The organism is Paenibacillus amylolyticus, from assembly GCF_003719335.1.
Lineage (GTDB): Bacteria > Bacillota > Bacilli > Paenibacillales > Paenibacillaceae > Paenibacillus > Paenibacillus amylolyticus_D.
The window spans coordinates 544,266-563,831 of sequence record NZ_RIAS01000001.1; the positions used below are offsets into that span (position 1 = coordinate 544,266).

19 protein-coding genes are annotated in these 19,566 nt (G+C 46.4%); 1 reads left to right on the forward strand and 18 read right to left on the reverse strand.

The features are described 5' to 3' along the window. Positions 1 to 202: 202 nt before the first annotated feature. Positions 203 to 1,204, forward strand: coding sequence for a Na/Pi cotransporter family protein (locus EC604_RS02465; protein WP_123062583.1), 1,002 nt, complete (start codon positions 203 to 205; stop codon positions 1,202 to 1,204). 80 nt (positions 1,205 to 1,284) lie between these two features. On the opposite strand, the gene EC604_RS02470 is transcribed toward EC604_RS02465, so the two are convergent. The 18 genes from EC604_RS02470 to lepA all read right to left on the reverse strand — a co-directional run bounded on the left by EC604_RS02470 (position 1,285) and on the right by lepA (position 19,549). After that, positions 1,285 to 1,722, reverse strand: coding sequence for an NUDIX hydrolase (locus tag EC604_RS02470; RefSeq protein ID WP_123062866.1), 438 nt, complete (start codon positions 1,720 to 1,722; stop codon positions 1,285 to 1,287). A 103-nt stretch (positions 1,723 to 1,825) separates the two neighbouring features. Beyond that, positions 1,826 to 3,172 (reverse strand): tRNA (N(6)-L-threonylcarbamoyladenosine(37)-C(2))-methylthiotransferase MtaB, encoded by a 1,347-nt coding sequence (gene mtaB, locus EC604_RS02475; protein ID WP_123062584.1) that lies wholly within the window; start codon positions 3,170 to 3,172, stop codon positions 1,826 to 1,828. Positions 3,173 to 3,174: 2 nt separating this feature from the next. Next, positions 3,175 to 3,939 (reverse strand): RsmE family RNA methyltransferase, encoded by a 765-nt coding sequence (locus EC604_RS02480; RefSeq protein ID WP_123062585.1) that lies wholly within the window; start codon positions 3,937 to 3,939, stop codon positions 3,175 to 3,177. A 147-nt stretch (positions 3,940 to 4,086) separates the two neighbouring features. Beyond that, positions 4,087 to 4,767: a site-2 protease family protein gene (locus EC604_RS02485; protein WP_090914779.1), complete on the reverse strand. Its 681-nt coding sequence runs from the start codon at positions 4,765 to 4,767 to the stop codon at positions 4,087 to 4,089. 3 nt (positions 4,768 to 4,770) lie between these two features. Continuing rightward, entirely contained in the window at positions 4,771 to 5,736 is a 966-nt protein-coding gene (prmA, locus tag EC604_RS02490) for a 50S ribosomal protein L11 methyltransferase (protein ID WP_123062586.1), read from the reverse strand. A gap of 197 nt (positions 5,737 to 5,933) precedes the next feature. Next, entirely contained in the window at positions 5,934 to 6,326 is a 393-nt protein-coding gene (locus EC604_RS02495; RefSeq protein ID WP_123062587.1) for a hypothetical protein, read from the reverse strand. Then, on the reverse strand, positions 6,319 to 6,498 hold the full coding sequence (locus EC604_RS02500; RefSeq protein ID WP_123062588.1) for a YfhD family protein: 180 nt from the start codon (positions 6,496 to 6,498) through the stop codon (positions 6,319 to 6,321). Before EC604_RS02500 ends, EC604_RS02495 begins: the two co-directional genes overlap by 8 nt. A gap of 227 nt (positions 6,499 to 6,725) precedes the next feature. Further along, positions 6,726 to 7,094, reverse strand: coding sequence for a hypothetical protein (locus EC604_RS02505; RefSeq protein ID WP_123062589.1), 369 nt, complete (start codon positions 7,092 to 7,094; stop codon positions 6,726 to 6,728). Between the two features lie 224 nt (positions 7,095 to 7,318). After that, the gene (gene dnaJ / locus EC604_RS02510; RefSeq protein ID WP_123062590.1) at positions 7,319 to 8,437 is read right to left on the reverse strand and encodes a molecular chaperone DnaJ; all 1,119 of its coding nucleotides are present in this window, start codon (positions 8,435 to 8,437) and stop codon (positions 7,319 to 7,321) included. Between the two features lie 133 nt (positions 8,438 to 8,570). Beyond that, complete coding sequence (gene dnaK, locus EC604_RS02515; RefSeq protein WP_090914791.1) at positions 8,571 to 10,409, reverse strand: molecular chaperone DnaK; 1,839 nt, start codon at positions 10,407 to 10,409, stop codon at positions 8,571 to 8,573. Between the two features lie 126 nt (positions 10,410 to 10,535). After that, on the reverse strand, positions 10,536 to 11,096 hold the full coding sequence (gene grpE / locus EC604_RS02520) for a nucleotide exchange factor GrpE (RefSeq protein ID WP_123062591.1): 561 nt from the start codon (positions 11,094 to 11,096) through the stop codon (positions 10,536 to 10,538). Between the two features lie 41 nt (positions 11,097 to 11,137). Next, complete coding sequence (gene hrcA / locus EC604_RS02525) at positions 11,138 to 12,169, reverse strand: heat-inducible transcriptional repressor HrcA (RefSeq protein WP_123062592.1); 1,032 nt, start codon at positions 12,167 to 12,169, stop codon at positions 11,138 to 11,140. 175 nt (positions 12,170 to 12,344) lie between these two features. Further along, complete coding sequence (locus tag EC604_RS02530) at positions 12,345 to 13,697, reverse strand: sensor histidine kinase (protein WP_123062593.1); 1,353 nt, start codon at positions 13,695 to 13,697, stop codon at positions 12,345 to 12,347. Next, positions 13,694 to 14,422: a response regulator transcription factor gene (locus tag EC604_RS02535; RefSeq protein WP_123062594.1), complete on the reverse strand. Its 729-nt coding sequence runs from the start codon at positions 14,420 to 14,422 to the stop codon at positions 13,694 to 13,696. The genes EC604_RS02530 and EC604_RS02535 overlap by 4 nt, the downstream gene beginning before the upstream one ends. Before the next feature lie 265 nt (positions 14,423 to 14,687). Continuing rightward, complete coding sequence (locus EC604_RS02545; protein ID WP_192895043.1) at positions 14,688 to 15,521, reverse strand: hypothetical protein; 834 nt, start codon at positions 15,519 to 15,521, stop codon at positions 14,688 to 14,690. Positions 15,522 to 15,799: 278 nt separating this feature from the next. Beyond that, a complete protein-coding gene (locus EC604_RS02550; RefSeq protein WP_090914803.1) occupies positions 15,800 to 16,270 on the reverse strand; it encodes an N-acetyltransferase in 471 nt (156 codons plus the stop codon). A gap of 117 nt (positions 16,271 to 16,387) precedes the next feature. Beyond that, positions 16,388 to 17,572 (reverse strand): radical SAM family heme chaperone HemW, encoded by a 1,185-nt coding sequence (gene hemW, locus EC604_RS02555; RefSeq protein ID WP_123062595.1) that lies wholly within the window; start codon positions 17,570 to 17,572, stop codon positions 16,388 to 16,390. A gap of 162 nt (positions 17,573 to 17,734) precedes the next feature. Further along, complete coding sequence (gene lepA / locus EC604_RS02560) at positions 17,735 to 19,549, reverse strand: translation elongation factor 4 (RefSeq protein WP_123062596.1); 1,815 nt, start codon at positions 19,547 to 19,549, stop codon at positions 17,735 to 17,737. Positions 19,550 to 19,566 lie beyond the last annotated feature (17 nt).

The following is a 19,566-nucleotide window of genomic DNA, read 5'->3' on the forward strand; positions in this document are numbered from 1 at the left end:
TCCGATGTAGCTTTCTTTCAGAAAGCTTTCAGGCGAGCCCTTCGCTTCCTTGGATTCGATTCCGTCCCCTCCGCTCCGTTTGCCGAATCACCGTATCTTTTACATGGGGGCTAGCAGTCTCAATTCCTCTTGTGCTTGTCATGCTTGTCTCTGCTTCCTCATAGGATAAGTGATAAGGAATGGGACGGGAGGAATGATTCGGATGTTCAGAGAAGTAATTCTGCCTCTGTTATATGGGCTGATTATCTTTTTTGGCGGTATGAAGCTGATGGAGACAGCGCTGCAACGCATGGCGGGGCCGATGCTGGCAGACTGGTTAAACCGTGCCACTTCTGCCCCATGGAAGGGCATGGCATTCAGTGCAGGCGCAACCGCTTTGCTGCAGAGCAGCACTGCGGTAACGGTACTCACCATAGGATTAGCTAACGCGCGCTTAATTACCTATGGACGCACTCTCGGCATTATCTTGGGGACCAATATTGGAACCTGCTTAACTACAGAGCTTGTCGGTCTTCAGATTGGACTTGCCGCACTGCCGTTGTTGCTTCTATCTCTAACAGGCTGGGCTGTTTTTGTTGTCCTTGGTGAACGCAACCAAACTGCCCATGAACGGACTCGCCGTACTTTGACCAATATCCAATTCAGTTTCCTTGCGGCAGCAGGATTTGCTCTTGTCATGACAGGCATTCAAGTCATGCAGTCCATCGCCGTTCCACTTCGGAGCATGGGCGTATTTCAATGGTTTCTGGAGCGGTCGACCGACAGCCTATGGTGGGGCTTTCTTGCCGGTGCGTGCCTGACCGCGCTGATTCACAGCAGCGCCGCGGTTATCAGCATGGCGATTACACTTGCAGCGACAGGCGTGCTGCCTGTAGAGATCGGCATCGCCATTGTGATCGGATCTAACGTAGGAACCTGTATCACTGCTGTTATTGCAGCCGCAGGCGGGGCTTCCGCAGGCAAATTTGTAGCAGCCTCCCATGTTGTGCTCAACATTGCGGGAGCACTGCTGTTTATGCCGCTGATCAGCCAGCTGCATGCAGCGTCAGCCTGGCTGTCAGCGGACCACGGGGCACAGATAGCGCATGCCCAGACCCTTTTTAACATCATCAGTTCATTGCTAGCTTTACCGTTCTGTTACCTACCGATTTGGCACAAAAAAACACCTGTGCTTACCCCGTCGGCAAAGAGACCTGTCGCTTAATAAGTTGCCACAATATCGGCGTTATTGACGACAGAATGGGTAGGTAAGTAGCCATCATTGAAGCGTAACGTCGTAAGATTTTAAACGTTGATGCCCAGTTTATTCAAGCCAATGCGCAAAATGTCATCGTTATTATCGTATCCACTCTGCTGTTGTTTGGACCATGCTTCTTCGGGAGAGTACCAATCCACACCTTTAATCTCTTCCATCTGAGGCTGGAGATCACCGCTTTGTGCTTCAACGAGATAATAGTGCACTTCCTTGTCCACTGGACCAAACTCGGCATGCTGATACGTATAAGCAATGATATTGATCGGCTCCACAATGCGTCCCACCATGCCTGTTTCTTCCAAAATCTCACGGAGCGCCGTCTGTTCGATCGTTTCTCCATCTTCCATCTTGCCCTTGGCAAGTGTCGTTTTACCATAACGGTCTACGATAAGCTGGATTTGAATCTGGCCATCCTCACCTGTTCTGTAAACAACGCCGCCTGCTGAAATTTCTTTTTTGTTCATGATGTTCTCCCCCATCTGACTTCAATTTCTTTTCTTGGCAAAGAAGGACCTCATCTCCTCGGGTATTTTCCCCAAGGAAATGAAATCCTTGTTCATAACGCCTGAATTACATCGCGGCAGGTTTCACATTCTCTTCCAGTACACGAACCAACGTACCTTGGCTTTCATTCGCACCGGCTTCGGTCAACTTCACGCGGCACACCTTGCCTACCATATCCGGCGTTCCATCAAACACCAGTTGAATGTAGTTATCACTGTATCCGTGCAGCTTGCCACTGCCTTCGCGGCCTTTTGCTTCACCTTCAGGAATAACCTCGAGCACTTGTCCAACGAATTTCTCAGCATACTCCAGTTGCATCTGCTCAGACAGTTCAATCAATTCATGCACCCGTGCATTTTTGATTTCCTCATCCACTTGATCCTCCATGCGTGCTGCCGGAGTACCCGTACGTTTGGAGTATGGGAATACGTGCATTTCCGAGAAACCGATTTTGCGCATCAATTCGTAACCGTTACGATACATCTCATCTGTTTCGCCTGGGAAACCAACGATAACATCGGTTGTGATCGCAACATCTGGCATCGCCTCACGTATACGCAACATTTTGTTATAGAACTCTTCAGTCGTATATTTGCGGCGCATACGTTTCAGAACAGTGTCATCTCCTGCTTGCAACGGAATATGGAAATGACGAACCAGTTTGTCTGAACGTTTGATCACATCCAGCATCCGATCATCAATCTGACTTGCTTCAATCGAGCTGATGCGAATACGCTCCAGACCTTCCACTTTGTCCAAGTCCCACAGCAGGTCGGTCAGATCATAGTTTTCCATGTCATCTCCGTACCCGCCTGTATGAATACCTGTCAGGACAATCTCCTTGTAACCCGCTTGTACGAGCTGGTGTGCCTGCTGAACAATGCTATTTGCCTCACGGCTACGCGACAGACCACGGGACCACGGAATGATGCAGAAGGTACAGAAGTTGTTGCAACCATCCTGAATTTTGAGGAACGCACGCGTGCGATCCGCGAAATCCGGTACATCCATTTCCTCAAATACACGTGTTTTCATAATGTTACGCACCGCGTTTACCGGCTGACGCGATTCCTGAATTTCATTGACATATGGCAAAATTTTATCCCGATCCTGGGTTCCGATGACCAAATCTACGCCAGGAATATCCAAAATCTCGGCAGGAGATGTCTGTGCATAACATCCGGTTACTGCTACAATGGCATCCGGATTGCGTCGAATAGCACGGCGGATAATTTGACGACTCTTCTTGTCACCTGTGTTAGTTACGGTACACGTATTAATCAAATAAACATCGGCTGTCTGTTCGTCGAAATCTACCTGTTCGTAGCCTTCGTTTTTGAATAGTTGCCAGATCGCTTCTGTATCATAAAAGTTAACTTTGCAGCCCAAGGTGTAAAACGCCACGGATGGCATAATTACATTCCCCCCATTTCTCCAGATTCATATAAAACACAAGTCAGCGCAGCCATACCAGCCGTCTCAGCTCGCAAAATACGCTTGCCCAGTCCAACCGATATCGCACCTGCCTCATCGGCCTGAGCCGTTTCCTTCTCGGAAAATCCGCCCTCAGGTCCAACAACAATCAACACATTCGCCCCTGCATCAGCAGCAAGCTGCTCCACAAACGGCTTCAGAACATCTCTAAGATGTTTACCGTCTTCTTTTTCATAACAATAACATACCAGGTCGTAGTCCCCAAAAGAAGATAACAGCCCTTTCCAGGAAAGCGGCTGCTCAACGGTTGGAATGCGGTTACGATGGCTCTGTTCAGCAGCTTCCTTGGCGATTTTCCGCCAACGCTCCAGACGTTTGCCTTCCTTCTTGGCGTCGTATTGCACAATCGTACGTTCTGATAGAAAAGGTACAAAAGATACGGCCCCGATCTCCGTACATCTCTGAATGACCGTCTCCATCTTGTCCCCTTTGGGCAAGCTTTGTGCTACCGTTACATTCAACCTTGCTTCGCGATCCATAACCAGCGGTTCCAGGATTGTCGCTTTTACTTCCCCTGCTTCAATACTATCGATGGCGACCAGTGCTTCTTTAGAGCTTCCGTCGCTGACAATCAGCTTGTCCCCGGGTTTGCCACGCATGACTTTGCCGATATGACGGGCATCGTCGCCTGTTATCACCACTGCATGTTCACTGAACTGCTCTGCAGATACAAAATATCGCTGCATATGTTGTCCACCCATTCTTTCCTGTTATGACTGGAATTCTTCCTGCTGGAAGCAGGCAAGAATCCAATCGCCACAGATGATCATACAACTTTTATGTGCTTATGACCAGCACTACGGTTCGATTACAGACCATTTATGAGCTTATATTTAAAGATATAATTCAATAACGAGACCAACTAAATCCCTGTACATGTCATTGGCAAACAGATATAGTGGTTGAATTGTGACTGCCTGTAATGGCGGAATAATTAAGATCAATAGGAAGACAATGATGGACCATTGTTCCACACCTTGCAGCTTGCGGCTGATTGAAGGCGGCAGCACATCTTCCAGAATACGGTAACCGTCCAGTGGTGGAAGCGGGATGAGATTGAACATAAACAAGAAAAAGTTCGTGACACTGAACATCGGCAAAAATGTCATCACAGCTGTAACGACCCGCTCATTTTCAATGTTCCCCAGTACACCTGATCCAAACAATATTCCATAGATCACTGCCCCGATAATAGCCAACAGCAGATTGCTCAGTGGACCTACTACAGAAACAATCGTTCCCATGAGTCTCGGTTTGTCAAAGTTTGCACGGTTTACAGGTACAGGACGTGCCCACCCAAACCCTGCAATGACAAGCAAAAGCACCCCGAGCAGGTCAAAGTGCGCCACCGGATTTAATGTGACCCTTCCCAGCAGCTTGGCTGTTGGATCACCGAATTTGTTGGCAAAATACGCATGCGAAAATTCATGAATCGTAAATGCAATCAGAATGGTCACCAGGAAGAACGGCAGTTGATCCAGCGGCAGACGGAAAATCCGATCTAAGAAGTCCATAGACTACCTCTTTCTGGCTTCAAAGGCTAGCCAGTCCTCTTCACGCTCGATCGCACGAACTTCAAATCCTGATGCCACCAGCGCATCATGTACAACCTGCTCCTTGTTCTTCCATATGCCCGAAACGATATAGATGCCACCAGACTCCAGTGCTTTATACACATCATCAACGAACAGCAAAATAATTTCAGCCAAGATGTTGGCTACAATAATTTTGACTGGCAGCTTAACACCAAGAGCAGGATCTTGGCTTCCAAGCACAGACAATAGGTCACTTTCTTTGACCGTAATCTGCTGTTGCATCTTGTTCAGTTCCACGTTTTCTATCGCACTTGTTACTGCAACCGGATCAAGATCAAGTGCGAGCACATGCTTTGCACCCAGATGTACCGCGCCGATAGACAGAATACCGGAACCCGTACCCACATCTATCATTTCCTCGCCACCCTGAATCACTTTTTCCAGTGTACGCAAACAGAGTGTTGTCGTTGGATGTGTACCCGTACCAAAAGCCATTCCAGGGTCCAGCTCAATAATTTTCTCGTCTGGGCTCTCCGGCGTATATTCCTCCCACGTTGGCTTGATCGTCAGACGATCGGATATGCGCACAGGTTTGAAGTATTGTTTCCAAGCCGTTGCCCAGTCATTTTCATCCACCGTACGTGTTTCGTAACGAATCTCCCCGGCATCAATACCAAACTCGGACAATTCTTCAATTCTCGGGTTTACTTCTGCCTGTAAGGCAACCATATCTGTACCTTCGGAGTAATATCCTTTGATGACCGCAAAACCTTCGGGAATATCATTCAAAGGAACGTCATATAACTCGCCATACGTCGTATCCCGTTTTTTATTTAAAGTGCCGGACTCTTCAATCGACACCCCTCCAGCACCCGCTTCATGCAAAAAATTCGAAATCATCTCCACAGCTTCTTCTGTGGTATGTATTGTTAGTTCATGCCATAACATACGTGGTTTTGCCTCCTCAATAATTAAAAACGTCTTTTGCCTGCTAATAATTCAAACATCCCAACTATTGTACTACACATGCAAGCCGAAGCACAAAGCATACTCATAAAAGAAAACAAAACAGGATATCCGCAGTCAAACCGCTCGAATATCCTGTCCCATTTTTCGGTACCTGTCGATCTTTCTCGTGAGCACCACTAATAAAAACGTCCGCCGTTCTGTGTGATCATCTCTGCAGCTTGCGGTAAAGAATCGTGAGAAACGGATACCGTCAGTAAAATGCCCTGCTTTACACTTCGCGCTGCATCTTCTGGTGAATGGTCATACACCTGTCCTCCCGATAACATCTCGGTCTCATCACTGATTAGAGCAAGTACATTCAGCTCGCCGCTGAAGCCGCCAACAACAGCTGTTGGTAAATGCTCTTCTCCTTTAATATTATTTGACCCAGCTGTCCCTGCATGCTCACGCAGACTCTCGATGCGCAGCTGGTTCGGATGCAGCAACTCCAGAGCTCTGCGAGCAGATTCAGCTTCAGACCAACTCGTAAATACAGCCTCAAGTGTGACCGCCGAGCGATCTTCAGTCATGAATTTCTCTTCCTTGACGACGATCTGCTGCCTCACTGCGGCGCAAAGCTTCGATATCCTCGTGATCTGCCGCTTCTGCGCTGAACTCAACATCCTCATTTTTCGCAGACTGAAGACGTTTCATCTTTTCAGTTTTTGTTAAAATTTCACCTGGTCGTTGTCGATTAGCCATTTCATTTTTCCTCCCTTTGTATTTACACATACACTCCGATGACAGAATAACCTGGAGAGTAGCTGTTATCCCCAGATTTTTTGATTCCCTTTTTCAAGGGGAAAATCCGGTGATAAAGGCGAAACCTATGCTTCCGATGTAGCTTTCTTTTAGAAAGCTTTTAGCTCCGCTTTTTCAGGTCTTTTCTGTCCTCTCCGTTGCTGTGTAAATGATCTTATTGCTCAAATTCAGATCATTCCACCGGCTTGTTCAATGATCGACATCGCTCGGTGATGCACCTCTTCATCCACAACGACAGTTAATAGAATATCCCTGCCTGTAGGGCCGCCTTGTCCGCCATCACTCATTCCGCTTGCAGCAGGGTCTGCCGCAGCCATAATGCCTGAGCTGGCATTGGTTTGCATCGCATCAGGTATCCAAGATGAGTAACTGCCGGAGATACCTGGTTTATAGGAGGCTCCACTTGGTCCAACACCCGCATAACGGCTAAAACGATTAATGGACACGTCTTCCACCCGCAGCGCCTCCAATTTTTTGACCGCTCCCTGTGCCTGCTCTGGGCTATGAAAATAGGCCAAAATATTTTTCTCCGTCATTTGCTTCACCTGCTTCCTGTAATTCTGTCAATCTGTATCTATTTCACAGATCGTCCCGCCATGCTATCTTTCCGCAACCGAGCCCAGAATATACCGAATTTCTAACATGTGGGGACACTTGGGGACACTTGGGAACACTTCGAAGCAACCTAATTTACATAAGAAAAACACCTTCGATCATCAAAGATCATCGAAGGTGTTCTCATAACTACTTCATATATGAATCAGTCGCCGCGAAAGGCGCGTTTTACTCGATCAAAGAACGATTGCTCATGCTCATGGGTTTGTTCGCCATCCAGTGCAGCAATTTGACGAAGCAGATCTTTCTGTTCGTCATTCAGCTTACTTGGTGTAACCACAACAACCTTCACATGTTGATCTCCTTGTCCCATACCGCGGAGGCGTGGCACGCCTTTGCCTTTGAGGCGGAAATACGTACCGGTTTGTGTACCCGCCGGAATTTTCAGCTTCACTTTTTCGGTCAATGTCGGGATTTCTATCTCGTCTCCGAGTGCGGCTTGGGCAAACGTCAACGGAATTTCACAATAAATGTCATCGCCTTCGCGCTCAAAGAAGTCATGAGACTTCACACGAATAACAATGTACAGGTCGCCTGCAGGACCACCGCGCAGACCGCCTTCACCCTCACCTGTCATACGCAACTGTGCACCGTCATCCACACCAGCTGGAATGCGAACATTGATTTTGCGCTGTTTGCGAACTTTACCGCTGCCGCTGCACGTTGTACATTTTTCTTTGATAATCTGTCCAGTACCGCTACAGTTCGAACAAGCGCGGCGATTGACCATACGACCAAATGGTGTATTCTGAACGACTTCCTGTTGTCCACTACCTTTGCAGACTGTACATGTTTCCGGTTTCGTTCCTGGTTTGGCACCTGAACCGTGACAAGTGTCACAGCCTTCCGTACGCGGAATCGTAATATCCGTTTCCTTGCCAAATACAGCTTCCTTGAACTCAATCGTCATGGTGTACTGCAAATCGTTCCCCCGCTGCGGAGCGTTAGGGTCACGGCGCCCGCCACCGCCACCAAAGAACATATCAAAGATGTCGCCGAAGCCGCCGCCACCAAAGTCTCCACCGCCAAATCCACCTTGATTCGGATCGATGTGACCGTATTGGTCGTACTGAGCACGCTTCTGGCTGTCACTTACGACATCATAAGCTTCTTTTACTTCTTTAAACTTGGCTTCCGCATCTGCTGCTTTGTTCACGTCAGGGTGATACTGACGGGCCAGCTTACGGTAAGCTTTTTTGATTTCCTCGTCGCTTGCATTTTTGCTTACGCCGAGCACCTCATAATAATCACGTTTTTCAGCCACTCTTCCACCCCCATAACATTCACCTTATCGCACATCGTGACAAAAGGAAAGTCAAAGCACGGGAGCCCCGGCTATGACTTTCCCTTTAATCCGAACGTCACCGATGTTTAACTCGCAGACTATGGCGAATTAATTATTTTTTATCTTCGTCTACAACTTCGTAATCAGCGTCTACGACGTTGTCACGTTTAGCAGAACCTTGTTGCTCTTCAGCACCTTGAGTCGCTTGTGCATCAGCTTGAGCTTGCTCATACAATTTAACAGACAACTGTTGAACAATCTCAGTCAGTTCTTCTGTAGCGGCTTTGATGTCTTCCAGATTGTCGGAAGCCAGTACGCCTTGCAATTTTTCTTTGGCAGCATTTGCTTTTTCTACTTCGCCTGCATCTGCTTTTTCACCAAGATCTTTAATTGTTTTGTCTACAGAGTAGATCAATTGGTCTGCACTGTTTTTCGCTTCAACAAGTTCTTTACGTTTTCTGTCTTCCTCAGCATGAAGTTCAGCATCTTTCATCATTTGCTCAACTTCAGCATCGCTCAGACCGCTGGAAGAAGTGATGGTAATTTTTTGCGTTTTGTTTGTACCTTTGTCTGTTGCAGATACGTTAACAATACCGTTGGCATCGATATCGAAGCTAACTTCGATTTGCGGCACACCGCGTGGGGCTGGCGGGATATCTCCCAGCATGAAGCGACCAAGCGTTTTGTTGCCAGCAGCCATCTCGCGCTCACCTTGCAGAACGTGAATCTCAACGCTAGGTTGATTGTCTGCGTAAGTGGAGAACACTTGAGATTTACTTGTAGGAATCGTCGTATTACGCTCGATCATTTTCGTAAATACGCCACCTGCAGTTTCAATACCCAGGGACAGTGGAGTTACATCCAGCAATACCACGTCTTTAACGTCACCTGTTAGTACGCCCGCTTGTACAGCTGCACCAAGTGCAACAACTTCGTCCGGGTTCACGCCTTTGTGAGGCTCTTTACCTGTCAGTTTTTTGATGGCTTCTTGCACCGCTGGAATACGTGTAGAACCACCAACCAATACGATTTTGTCGATATCGTTAGGTGTCATGCCCGCATCACTCAACGCACGGCGAGTTGGTTCGAGCGTACGCTCAACCAGGCCAGCAGAAAGTTCTTCAAATTTCGCACGGCTGAGGTTCAATTCCAAGTGCTGAGGAACGCCGTCAGCAACCGTGATGAATGGCAGGGAAATCGTTGTAGTCAATACGCCGGAAAGCTCTTTTTTCGCTTTTTCAGCTGCATCTTTCAAACGTTGCACCGCTGCTTTATCTTTGCTCAGATCAATGCCTTGATCTTTTTTGAATTCATTCACGAGATAGTCGATGATCACTTGGTCAAAGTCATCGCCGCCCAGTTGGTTGTCACCACTAGTTGCTTTAACTTCGAAGAAACCATCACCCAGTTCCAGAATGGATACGTCGAACGTACCGCCGCCCAGGTCATATACAAGAATGGTTTGGTCTTCGGATTTTTCCATACCATATGCCAAAGCTGCTGCTGTTGGCTCGTTGACGATACGAAGTACTTCCAGACCTGCGATTTTACCCGCATCTTTCGTCGCTTGACGCTGACTGTCATTGAAATAAGCTGGAACGGTGATAACCGCTTGAGTTACCGTTTGGCCCAAGTATGCTTCTGCATCAGCTTTCAGCTTTTGCAGGATGATTGCAGAGATCTCTTGTGGAGAATAATCTTTGCTATCGATCGTTTCTTTGTGGGATGTACCCATGTGACGCTTAATGGAAATGATCGTCCGATCCGGGTTGGTGATCGCTTGACGTTTTGCTGTTTCACCAACGACACGCTCGCCATCTTTTTTGAAACCTACAACAGAAGGAGTAGTACGCGCACCCTCCGGGTTTGGAATAACTACAGCCTCGCCGCCTTCCATAACGGCTACGCATGAGTTGGTTGTTCCTAAGTCAATACCGATTACTTTGCTCATCGGAAAATTTCCTCCTCAACAATTTAAAATGAATAGGCACTTGTCAGCCTTATTGTGTTAGTAAGTGATCTGCTCTATGTGTATAAAAGCTGTATATTAAACTTCGTCCCTTTGTTCAGCCTCGGATTAAGAACTTACTTTAACCATTGCCGGACGAAGTACTTTATCCTTCAGCATGTAGCCTTTTTGAACCTCTTCCACAACGATGCCTTCTTCATGCTCATCGCTCTCCACTTGCATAATCGCTTGGTGGAATTCAGGATTAAACGGTTTTCCAACCGTTTCCATCGCAGTCAGTCCTTCGTTCGTCAGCACGGTTTCCAATTGACGCAAGATCATTTGAAATCCTTTGGCAAAAGATTCAGTCTCCGTACCTTCCGGTACCGTAGCCATAGCGCGTTCAAAGTTATCCATAACCGGTACCAGTTCGGTGACCAGCTTCATTGAAGCGTATTTGGCAAGTTCCTCTTTTTCCTTCTGTGTCCGACGGCGGAAGTTATCAAAGTCAGCCTGTGCACGAACAAAACGTTGCTGGGTTTCCTCAGCCTCTGCTTTCACACGTGCCAGTTCACTTTGTTCCTGATCTGTTATCTCCTCAGCTTGGGCTTCAGCTGCTGCAGCCTCATTGACCGGCTCCTGCTCGGCTGTTACTTCTTGCTCTTCTGTAATTGATTGCTCCTCTTTCAAGATGTTCACCTCCTTATAAGAATGAATCGTATTCCCGTTGCTTATTTGAAGCGAGTCGTCAGCATTGTTGTAAGGTCACGGGATAATGTATTTAAAATATGGATGACGCGTGCATAATCCATGCGGGTTGGTCCTAAAATTCCTATGGACCCAAGTGCCTCGCCGTCCAAGGAATACGACGCTGTAATCAAGCTACAGTTCGCAAAGGCTTCATGATCATTCTCGGTGCCAATTCGCACCTGAATTCCGGGCCCGCCGGGCACTGGCATCATCAATTTCATTAATGTTGGTGTCTCATCTAACAAATCGAGAATATCCTTAACTTTCTCTACATCTTTGAACTCAGGTTGTGTCAACATATTGGTAGCACCGCTGAGGAACAAACGGTTGTCATGCTCATTGTCAAACGCGTTGTTGAGCACCTGCATAACTTCCTCATATCGCGTGATATGACGCTCCATTTCCTGACCGAGCTCAGTATAAAGACGTGATTTCAACTTGTAAATCGGTACGCCTACCAACTTGGTATTTAACAGACGAACGACATTCTCCATCTCGGCAACCGAGATTTCGGGTGGAATCTGAACCGTCTTGTTCTCCACTTGACCGGTGTTCGTCACTATAATAGCTACAGCTTCATTCTCATTCAGCGGAAGCAACTGGAAGTGACGCAGTGATGTATGAAACACCTCTGGTCCAAGCAAAATCGAAGTATAATTGGTCATATGAGACAAAATGTTGGAAGCATGCTGAATAACCTGTTCCATCACATTAAGCTTCTCCGCGAAAAATGACTTTAAATCGTCCAATTCCTGCGGCTCCACCTGATTCCAGGGAACCAAATGGTCGACATAATATCGATAACCCTTATGAGAAGGAATGCGTCCAGCTGAAGTATGCGGCTGTTCGAGAAACCCCATCTCTTCGAGGTCGGCCATTTCATTACGAATCGTTGCCGGACTATATCCAACATCTCCTCTTTTGGAAATGCTTCGGGACCCTACGGGCTCAGCTGAACGGATATAGTCATCCACTATAGCGTTCAGAATCATTCGTTGACGCTCTGTTAACATGGTGAGTATTCCCTCCTTCTGACACTGTACTGCCCCATGTCGTTAGCACTCCAGTTAGATGAGTGCTAATCGGTAATACAAAAATACCAAACTGACATGATCATTGTCAAGTGAGTTTGCGGAATGGGATCATCTATTTATAGTATAGGCCAATAACCTTACCTTATAACGTATATTATGAACCTTGATGCTGGATTTCTCGCTCGGCAGGATAATGTCTCAGACTGAAACGTGCTCCACCTAGCGGTGAATCACTATACACCAAATCTGCATGGAGACGTGCTGCCAGTTGCTTGCTAATCGTTAGTCCCAGTCCTGTCACCCCATTATTTCCCGTATAAAAACGACGGAAAATATGCTGCCTGTCATGCTCATTCAAGCCTGGCCCATCATCATCAACATGAAAAATCCAGTCTGCGTGATCATCGGCAGAGAGTTCCAATGTCAATTTCACTTGCGTTTCGGTATGGCGCACAGCATTTTGCAGCAAATTCAGCAGAATCTGAAACAATTGCTCCCCTGCTGTTTCCACCATGAACGAATTTGCTTCCGCTGTCAAATGTATTCCTCGCTGAAACGCAGTTGGCATGAGCAGATACACTGCTTCTTCGGCCATGTTTTTCAGGTCAATAACTGCCACAGGCCATTCCTCATCCACAGTTTCCAGTCTGGAGAGCTGAATCAGCTTTCCAACCATATCAATGAGACGCTGCGACTGGGCAGCAATAATTTCAAGCCCCTGATCCGTGGATACGACCTGATCCTGAATCGCATACACGTAACCCTGAATGGACATCAATGGTGTCTTAAGTTCATGTGATACATTTTGCAAAAACTCCAGCTGATGGCGGTGATGGTCATCGATTCTGTTACTCATTAATTGAAAGGTCTGAATCAATTCGCCGATTTCTGTATGGTCAGCCTGTAGGAATTGATCTCTGTCAGGCATGTTTGGTTCATATTTGTTAACAGCCTCTTTCAAGCGATTGAGTGGCTGTACCGTTCGCCACACGGCGAATAAACCAATCAACAGGATAACGACGAAACTTGCAGCAATCGACAGAAGGGTTGTCCGAAACAACGGAATATACATCGCCCTAAGTGATGATAGCGGAGAATACAAAATTACCCGAAACTGTTTATGTGACAGCTCCGCCTCACTGTACAGTACCTTTTTTCCATTCAAAATCATATACCCTTCGTGTGTACCTGGAAATCCTTGCAGCTTCATCCCCACACGTCCTGCACTACTCGAAGCCACGATCTTGTCGTCTCCATCAATTACAAAATAGTCGGCATAAAAAAGGATGTCCTTAATAAAGAAGCGGAAACTGTCATTGTCCAGATCCTCCAGGTCATCTACACGAATGATTTTAACAGCTTTCTTCGTTTGGCCATTTAATTGCTCTTTGACCTGATTGAGCAAAATATCATCAAAAAGATGGATAAAAAACAGAACCGTAAACGCCACAGTAACCAACATACTTGCAAACAAAGCGAGCAGCATTTTGCTGCGTATCGTCTTCATCGTGTATGTACAGCTGCTTTATAGCCGAACCCCCACACGGTATCAATGGTCAGTGTTGCTTGAACCTGCGCAAGCTTTTTACGAATCCGTTTCACGAGATCATCCACTACACGCACTTCACCGTAAAAATCATAATTCCAGACTTGCTGAATTAACTGTTCCCGGCTGAAAGGACGATCCAGGTGTTGGGAAAGAAATAACAAAAGCTCGTATTCCCTTCCGGTTAGCCCCAATTCTTCTCCTCTAACATTGACACGTCGGAATTCTTCTGAAATCTGCACGTCGCCTATACTAAAATAGGACCCTTCCTTCGGCTGATGCCGATCCGTTTCTTTTAGTTCAATGCCTTGTGATAAGCGACTGCTGTGTATCAAACGAAGCATGCCTTTTACTCTCGCAACCAATTCACGCGGATTGAAAGGTTTGCTCAAAAAATCGTTACACCCCAGTTCCAAACCATTTAAACGATCGATTTCCTCCCCCCGTGCCGATACCATAATAATCGGAATTTCAGTGAACGTTCTCAGTTCTGTCAAGAGCGTAAGCCCATCAACCCCGGGCATCATAATATCGAGAATCAAACAATCTGGCTTTTTCGAGCGAACTTCCCCGACCAGCTCTCTGCCGTGCGCAAAGGAGGTCACTTCATATTGTTCCTTTTTCAAGTAACCTGTAATGAGTTGTAGAATATATGGATCATCATCCACTACAAAAATATGCGGCATTGGCATTCACCTCATTCATGAATATATCACTTCTGATATGTTTGTTATTAGATATGTCACTATTAATGTAACAGAGTCTGTGCACGAATTTCAAAACTTCCCATGAACACACCCAATACGCGCTTCCCAACTCCTGCTTAAGATAGCAAAGACGGAGATTCCCTATAGAGAACTCCGTCTGTAAGCCTTTGTCATTCACATCTCACTGATACAATAAATCGTTGTTCTGAACAGGTAGAGCGAAGATGCATCAACGGCTTTATACTTATTTATGGGATGAGCTTGATTTTGCTGCCTCGTTTTTGTTTGTCACTTTGGTTGTAGCCGGCGCTTTCGTAGCAGATGTTGCTTTGTGTGTTGTAGCCGTTGTTGTTTTGTGTGCTGTTGCAGCTGGTGTTTTGTGCGTAGTTACGGCTGTTGTTTTTGGAGTTGTTGCAGTTGTTGCAGTTGTTGTTTTTTTCACTCCTGTTTTTGTTGTAGTTGTTTTGTTTACAGTCGTTTTAGCTACTGGCGTTTTGGTTCCCACTGCTTTTTTAGCTGTTGCTTTGTGTGCTGCGATTTTGTGAGCGGTTTTTTTCGCTTTGTGTGCTGTTTGTTTTTCTTGATGTGCAGTAGCCTTTGCTGTTGCGGAAGCTTTGTGTGCTGCCTGTTTCGCTTTATGAGCCGTTTTTCTGCCCTTGTGATGCATTGCTGTTGTTTTATGAGAAGCTCTTTTTGCTTTGTGAGTTACTTTTGATTTGTGTACAGCCTTTTTTGCTTTATGCTTCGTCACTTTTGCTTTATGCGCAGTCTTTTTGGCTTTATGCGTTACTGTGTTAGCTTTGTGAGTTGTTGTTTCCTTCTTCGTTGTAGCTGTTGTTTTGGAAGGAGTAGTTTTAGCTCCTGTCGTTTTTGTAGGCGCTACAGTGGATTTGGTTGCTGGAGTCGTTGTTGATTTTGTCGTAGGTTTGCTCGTTGAGTTAGCGGACGCTCCAGCCTTTTGTGTTTCAGACGGTTTTACGGAATTTACAACAGGCGTTGCGGCAAAAGCACTGCCGGCTCCACCAATTACACTCATCGCTGTTACCAAAGCTGCTACATGTTTTGTCCATTTTTTCATCATCGGTCACCTCATTCTTAAGATTGAGCTATCTGCATATTTCCTGCTGGGTACGTTGAAAACCTTATCTTTATCCTTGCTCTTCAACTGTTCCACTGTGAAGTTTTTGCAGATCGCTTATGTAAGTTCATCTTAACAAGAGGATGTGTGAGAATAATGGAATAAGTGTGTGAAAAGTATATGAAAAAAACGATGCACAAAAAAAGACCACAAGCCCTTTGAAAACCATAGGTTTTCTGGGTTGTGATCTTTATATTTTTATTCATATAAGCGTATAACTACGCTGACACATTCAGTTCTTTCAGAACCGCAATCTCGTCACAGCAATCCTGCTTGCTGCAATGAACGCAGTCCGTCCATACTTTCTCAGGGAAGATTTCTTTTTCCACAACAGCAAAGCCATTTTTCAGAAAAAAGGAAACTTCATACGTGAGAGCCATCACCTTTGGAATCTGTTGTCTCTCCGCCTCTTCTACAAGCCGGTCAAGTAGACGGGATCCGATGCCCAGCCCTTTATACCCCTCTGAAATGCCCAGCGATCTTACTTCCACCAGATCATTGCCCAGACGACATAACGAACCGCAGCCTACGACCACTCCATCCACCTCAGCCACAATAAAATGCTCCAGCTGCCGATGCAGTACTTCCCGTGAACGCGGAAGCATGATCCCACGCTCTGCATATCCCTTAATCATTTCAAACAGTGGTTCAACATCTTCCGGTACAGCTTTCCTGCATATAACCGACATCCAGCTCTCCTCCTATAACGACGCTTTCCGAGGAAAGCTAGCTTCGTAGTTGTTTAAATTGACACGCCCTGTAAAACAATATGAATAAATATACAACAGAGCGTATAGAATTTCAAGCTACGAATTTAGCGATATAGAGCCGATAAACTCGGCAAAAACGTCATTGCCGAACAGAATACCTTGTTCACTCAGTTTAAAGCCGTCTGCTGTCCGCTCAAGCAATCCTGCATGCAACATTTTGCCCAGCGGCTTCGCAAATACATCCTCCATGGATTCCCCGAACTGATCATGGAATCTGGAAGATGAAGCGCCCTCCAGCATACGGAGTCCTACCATTAGATAATCCTCCATCGCTTCCGCACGGCCAATCTCAAAATGATCCAAACGAGGCAGTCCCGCACGTGAGGCTTCCACATAAGGATTAATTCCCTTAATGTTCATATGGCGTTCACGGCCTACGTATCCGTGTGCACCCGCACCGAGTCCGTAATAATCCTCATTACGCCAATAAGTGATATTATGACGGCTCTCGAAGCCAGGCTTGGCAAAGTTACTGATCTCATACTGTTCATAACCTGCTTCTTTCATGCGCTTCATTAATAGAAGATACATTTGCAACTCATCATCCTCATGCGGAAGAGGCAGTTGATTTTTTTGATACAGGGTATGGAAAAGGGTGTTCTCTTCTACCTTCAGGCTGTAGATCGAATAATGCTTCAGATCCAGCTCCAGCGCCTTGTCGATGCTCTCGTTCAACATCTCCACCGTCTGGTTTGGCAGTCCAAACATCAGATCAATCGACAGGTTATCCAGTCCCGCCTTGCGTGCATTTTCCAAGCTTCGGTATACATCATCTGTATTATGAATCCGACCAATGCCTGTCAGCAGATCATTCTGAAAAGCCTGAACGCCAAAGCTGACCCGGTTAACACCGCCCTCTTTCATCGCGGCCAGCTTTTCGGCATCCGTCGTTCCCGGGTTGGCTTCCATCGAAAATTCAATATCCTCTGCCCAATTCGGGAAATAGGTTTTGACCGACCGCAGGAAATATGCCATCTCGTCCGGTTTCAACGCGGTTGGTGTTCCGCCGCCGACAAAGATCGTTTTAATTTCACCTGGCGGATTCGCCTTGACGGTATGTTCCATCTCCCGTTCCAGCGCCTCCAAGTATTGCATAACGGGCTGATCCTTCAAAACATAAGAGTTAAAGTCACAGTAAAAACATTTATTGGTACAAAATGGAATGTGAAGGTACACCGCTTGGGGCGCACCTGTTTTCTGGTTGTGTGCTGCAAGTGTCACGGTAAGTCCCCCTTGATTTGAAAAAAGGAAAGCCAGTTGGCTTCCCTTTCAGCTAAAATGTTAATTCAATTTCGATACGCACACTCTGTGCTGTACCCAAAATTAAATTATTAGAATGCATTTTTAATACACACAATCTGTGCTGTACCTAAAAATGCATTTTTAATCATCAATTTTTAGTACCGCCATAAATGCCTCTTGTGGCACCTCAACGTTACCCACCTGTTTCATCCGCTTCTTACCTTCCTTCTGCTTCTCAAGCAGTTTCCGTTTCCGCGAGATGTCACCGCCGTAACACTTGGCAAGTACGTTTTTGCGCATCGCTTTGACCGTTTCACGAGCCACAACCTTGGTTCCAACGGATGCTTGAATCGGTACTTCAAACATTTGCCGCGGAATCAGTTCGCGCAGTTTCTCACAGATGATACGGCCGCGATTGTATGCACGATCTCTGTGAACGATGAAGGACAAGGCATCGACTTGTTCGCCGTTAAGCAGGATATCCATTTTCACCAGATTCGACTGGCGGTAACCGGACAACTCATAGTCAAACGAAGCATAACCTTTAGTGCTTGATTTCAACTGGTCGAAGAAGTCATATACGATCTCAGACAACGGGATCTGATATGTAATCGTAACCCGTGTTGTGTCCATATATTCCATATTGATAAATTCGCCGCGTTTATTTTGGCACAGTTCCATAACGGTTCCCACGTAATCATTAGGCACGATGATTGAAGCCTTCACATAAGGCTCTTCAACGTAATCAATCCGTCCTACCTCTGGATAGTTGGATGGGTTATCGATTTGAATCTGCTCGCCGTTAGTTAGCGTTACATGGTAAATTACGCTTGGAGCCGTTGTGATCAGCGGAATGTTGAACTCACGCTCAATCCGCTCCTGAATAACGTCCATATGCAACAGTCCCAGGAATCCGCAACGGAATCCAAAGCCCAGTGCACTGGAAGTCTCCGGCTCAAAGCTGAGTGATGCATCGTTCAGCTGCAGCTTTTCCAATGCTTCACGCAGATCCACATAGTCCGATGTTTCGATCGGATACAGACCGCAATATACCATTGGATTGATTTTACGATATCCAGGTAGTGGTTCAAGCGTCGGATTTTTCGCGTCAGTAACCGTATCCCCGACTTGTGTATCGCCGACGTGACGGATACCCGCAACGATGAATCCTACATCCCCGACGTTCAGCTCGTCCACAATGGTCATGCGCGGCTTGAACGCTCCCACTTCGATCACTTCAAACGATTTGTTTGTGGCCATCATTTTGATTTTGGAACCCGCCTTGATTTTACCGTCAATAACACGCACATACACGATAACCCCTTTGTAAGGGTCGTAATGCGAGTCAAAAATCAGCGCTTTAAGCGGTTGATCCGGATCACCCACAGGTGCGGGCACACTCTGTACCACTTGCTCCAAAATCTCTTTGATCCCGATGCCCGCTTTGGCCGAAGCCAATACAGCATTGCTGGTATCCAGTCCGATAACATCTTCAACTTCCTGCTTCACCCGTTCCGGATCGGCACTTGGCAAGTCGATTTTGTTGATAACCGGCAAAATCTCCAAATTGTTGTCCAGCGCAAGATATACGTTAGCCAGTGTTTGCGCTTCGATCCCTTGAGCCGCGTCAACGACAAGCAACGCCCCTTCACATGCAGCAAGACTACGTGATACCTCGTACGTAAAGTCTACGTGTCCTGGTGTATCAATGAGGTTCAGTAGATACTCTTCACCGTCATCTGCCTTGTAATTCAGGGCAACCGCTTGCAGTTTAATCGTGATTCCGCGTTCGCGTTCCAGATCCATCTGATCCAGTACTTGTTCCTGCATTTCACGTGATGTCAGCGCACCTGTGTACTCCAAGATCCGGTCCGCAAGTGTTGATTTACCGTGATCTATATGTGCAATAATTGAAAAGTTACGAATTTTACGTTGTCTTTCCCGAATGTCAGTCATTCCTTACCCCCAGAAAC